General features: G+C 38.4%; 4 protein-coding genes. All 4 read left to right on the top strand.

Going from position 1 to position 4,373, the window contains the following annotated elements; translation table 11 throughout:
* Positions 1-32 precede the first annotated feature (32 nt).
* Positions 33-1,139 (top strand): glycosyltransferase family 4 protein, encoded by a 1,107-nt coding sequence (locus QZ620_RS13565; RefSeq protein WP_295182649.1) that lies wholly within the window; start codon positions 33-35, stop codon positions 1,137-1,139.
* Positions 1,136-2,203 carry a glycosyltransferase gene (locus QZ620_RS13560; RefSeq protein ID WP_295182648.1) on the top strand — a complete coding sequence of 356 codons (1,068 nt, stop codon included), beginning with the start codon at positions 1,136-1,138 and terminating at the stop codon, positions 2,201-2,203. Before QZ620_RS13565 ends, QZ620_RS13560 begins: the two co-directional genes overlap by 4 nt.
* 50 nt (positions 2,204-2,253) lie before the next feature.
* Positions 2,254-3,594, top strand: a complete 1,341-nt coding sequence (locus tag QZ620_RS13555) for an O-antigen ligase (protein ID WP_295182647.1) — start codon at positions 2,254-2,256, stop codon at positions 3,592-3,594.
* Positions 3,551-4,373 (top strand): glycosyltransferase family 4 protein (locus tag QZ620_RS13550; RefSeq protein ID WP_295182644.1); only part of this gene is annotated, 823 nt, incomplete at its 3' end. The genes QZ620_RS13555 and QZ620_RS13550, both read left to right, overlap by 44 nt.

Genomic DNA, 4,373 nt, shown 5'->3' with positions numbered 1-4,373 from the left:
ATTTTTACGATCTTTTCAATTGAGAGTGGTTTATGAAATTTGCGATCATTACCTATATTGAACATTCGGCATTTAAAGGAAATTTTTTTTCCTACGAGCCTTACATCAGTGAAATGAATATCTGGCTGAAACATGTAGATGAAGTGAAGGTGTTAGCTCCTAAAATTGAGAGAAAGCCTTTACCAGTTGAGATCGCTTACAGTCGAGATTTAAATTTCGTTGAGGTTTCTCCGCTCAATTTTACGAAACTCAGGGATGCTTTAAGATCAGTTGTCAGATTACCGGGAATCGTATTCGAGATTTTTAGAATATTTCGGGAAGCAGATCATATACATCTTCGATGTCCCGGCAACATCTCTTTGTTGGGCTGTATCGTTCAGATCTTCTTTCCAAAAAAGCATAAAACCGTAAAGTATGCAGGAAACTGGGATCCGGAGTCAGATCAACCACTTAGTTACAGACTTCAGAAATGGATCCTGAATAATCGCTTTCTATCCCGCAACATCAAAGTTCTGGTATATGGGAAATGGAAAAATCAGTCAGATAACATCATTCCCTTTTTTACTGCAAGCTTTTCCGAAGAAGACATTATACCGGTTAGTAAAGAATTTGATGGGACTTTAAAATTCATATTCGTTGGATCCCTATCAGAGGGAAAAAGACCCTTAATTGTAATTAAACTGGTAGAGGCATTAATTTCACAAGGTGTTGATGCAAGTTTAAAACTCTATGGAAATGGGGTTTTACTGGAGGAGCTTGAAGATTATATAAAGAATTCAACGTTTTCAGAAGCTATTAGCATAGAGGGTTTTAGAAACAAGAAGGAGCTGAAGCAGCGTTATCGGGAATCACATTTTCTTGTTCTGCCTTCCAAATCTGAAGGATGGCCAAAGGCAGTAGCTGAAGCTATGTTTTTTGGATGTATACCTATAGCTACTAATGTATCCTGTGTTTCCTGGATGATGGGAGAAGGGGAAAGAGGAGTTGTTATTCCTGCAGATCCTGATAAAGCGATAAATATCATTATTGATAAACTGAAAAATAGAGATACATTGAAAGCAATGTCAGCAGGTGCCCAAAAATGGTCGCAGCAGTATACCTTGGAACGATTTAAAACCGAGATCAGAAAATTTTTATGAAAGCTATACAGGTGATCGATACGCTGGATGCGGGTGGTGCAGAACGAATGGCCGTAAACTGTGCAAATGCGCTTGCTGGTAAAATTGAGACTTCACATATTTGCTGTACGCGCAGAGAAGGACTTCTTCGCAATGAAATCAAAGCTGAGGTTGGATTTCTCTTCCTGAACAAAAGATCAAGTCTTGATCTCTGGGCTTTCAGAAAATTACTGAAATATGTCAAAAAACATCAAATAAGTATTGTTCACGCTCATAGTACATCTATTTTTTTCTGTACTCTACTTAAAATTTATCTGGGTAGCAAAATCCGATTAATCTGGCATGATCACTACGGTAAAAGTGAGTTCCTTGAAAATAGGCCGAAAACAATTTTAAAGTTATTGTCTGGTTATATGGATGGGATAATTGCTGTTAATCAGAAACTGGCAGAATGGTCCAGAACTCACCTTAAGTGTTCTAACATTCAGGTAATTAGAAACTTTATTCTTCCTAAGATCAGGAGACCCCGAAGTTTTAGATTACTCAAAGGTTCTCCAACCGACTTTAAATTTATTTGCGTGGCGAATCTTCGTCCACAGAAAGATCAGATCTCTCTTATTGAGGCATTCGAGAAACTGGACCCGGGGAATGTAAGTCTGCATCTTTTAGGAAAAAACTTTCAGGACGATTACAGCGTGCGGGTTCTCAAAAAAATCGAAAATTCCGAGCGTAAGGATGCTATATTTTACTACGGAAGTCAGGTAGATGTTGATGCTTATCTTAATGAGGCCGACGTGGGAATTCTCTCCTCCATTTCTGAAGGATTACCCCTTGCTTTACTCGAATATGGTTTAGCCGGTTTGCCTGCTGTTTATACCAACGTAGGGCAATGTGCCGAAGTAATGGGAGATTATGGAATCCAGGTGCCATCCAACAACCTTGCTGCATTATCTGCGGCAATGAAGTCGATGTACCTCGAGCCAGAATTGAAGCAGAAAGGATTATCTTTTCGTGAGCGAATCGAATTGAATTATTCTGCAGCTACGAATGTCACTGAAATTATCGATTTTTACACAAAATCATAATATTGTAATTTTTTAAAAGAGTAGAATTGGCGATCAAAAGAATTAATTATATGTCCTACTTGCAATTCGTGTTATTACACGTTTTGATTGGATTTGTAATTTACTTTCAGAGATCGTCTGCTTCCATACTTTTACTTGCCACCTGGGTGGGCTTGTTCTTTTGGATCATTTTAAAGAACAACCGGAATAATGAAGCCTTAATGGCAGCAGCTTATATCGCCGGAGCAGAGGTTTTCTATAGAATGAATGGGGCCATGATTTTCTATGAAACCGGTAAATACTCGGTCATTCTGTTTCTTTTAATTGGAATGTTCTACAAGGGAACCTCTGCCAAGACTGTACCCTTCTGGATCTATTTGCTGGTGCTTTTTCCCGGAGTGGTAGTGGCTTCTTTTACTCTCGATTATGATGTGGTATTTCGAAAAGCAATAGCATTTAATTTAAGCGGGCCTGTTTGTTTAGGTGTTTCCGCCCTTTACTGTTACTACAAAAAAATTACATTCGATCATTTCAACTTCGTATTGCTCATGCTGCTACTACCATTGGTTGCTAACTTATCTTACCTTTTCTTCTATACTCCGAGTATTGGTGAGGCATTAATGACCGGAACCAATTCTAATTATGCCACTTCTGGTGGGTATGGTCCCAATCAGATTTCAGCAGTGATGGGATTAGGAGCATTCCTGGTTTGCACCAGGTTATTCGTTTTCAAAGACCGGGTCATGAATTTAATAGATGTCATTCTGCTCGCTTTATTTAGTTACAGAGCGATTATAACCTTTTCTCGAGGTGGAGTTCTAACCGCAATTATTTGTATTGCTACCTTTATTTTTATTTTCTATCAAAAACAAAGCAACATTCAGAAAAGCTCCCTTGCTAAAAAACTTATATTCTTACTTTTGTCTGCCGTAGTTATTTGGAGTTTTACTGCGATCAAAACAGAAGGTTTAATTACTTATAGATATACGAATAGAAACGCAGCGGGCGAACTGAAATCTGATATTACCACCGGTAGAGCTGAATTGATTGAGACTGAATTGCTGGCATTTTACGATAGTCCGGTAATTGGAGTTGGAGTGGGTAAGGCTAAAAAATTTCGAAGTGAAGAGGCTGGGACTGAGACCGCATCTCATAATGAAATTAGCAGATTGCTTTCAGAACATGGTATGCTCGGTCTTGTCGCATTAATCATTCTAGTCAGTGTCCCAATTGTTTTCTGGACAAAATTTAAAAATAATTATTATTTCCTGGCATTCATGGCATTCTGGTTTCTAACCATTAATCACTCCGCCATGCGTATCGCCCTGCCAGGTTTTATTTATGGTCTGGCATTATTATATATAGTAGATGAAAAAAAGAATCCTGTACATAGGAAACGACTTGCGAATTAATAGTTTTACCGTTACCTATATTTCTTTTTTCAGTAAAATGTTAAGGAAAGAAGGTTACGAAGTTAAAACAGCATCCACGCGATCCAATAAGGCTTTGCGACTTACCGAAATGCTTGGGTTGATAGCACGTTATAAGAATTCCACCGATATTGTTCTTATCGATACCTACGGAGCCCTGAACTTTTATTATGCTTATCTGGTTGGCAAGGCCTGCCAGTTATCAAATCTTGAATATATTCCTATTTTACATGGCGGAAATTTACCGGAACGACTGGAAAGATCTAAATCGTTTAGTGAGAGTCTATTCGGAAACTCAAAGGTCAATATAGCACCCTCCATGTTTTTAAAGAATGCTTTTGAAAAGCACGGCTTTCAAAATACCAAAGTCATTCCAAATGCCATCAAAACCTCCAATTATCCCTTTAAGAAACGTAAAAATTTTCAGCCAAAATTACTATGGGTACGACGGTTTCAGGAGCGATATAATCCTATAATGGCTGTCGAAGTATTGAAGATAATTTCTGAAAAATTTCCACAGGCAAGTCTTTGTATGGTAGGCCCGGAAAAAGATGGGACGATGAAAACCTGTAAGAAATTTGCGGAGAAATATAAGCTAGATGTTCGTTTTACCGGGAAATTAAAGAAGAAATACTGGTCCTCCCTATCCCAACATTATGACTTTTTTATAAATACCACCACTGTGGATAACACCCCAATAAGCGTCATTGAAGCGATGAGCCTTGGCCTGGTGGTAGTTAGTACCAATGTAGGAGGCATGC

It is taken from the genome of uncultured Christiangramia sp., assembly GCF_913046405.1.
Classification (GTDB): domain Bacteria; phylum Bacteroidota; class Bacteroidia; order Flavobacteriales; family Flavobacteriaceae; genus Christiangramia; species Christiangramia marina.
This window is presented reverse-complemented; position numbering and strand designations above follow the sequence as displayed.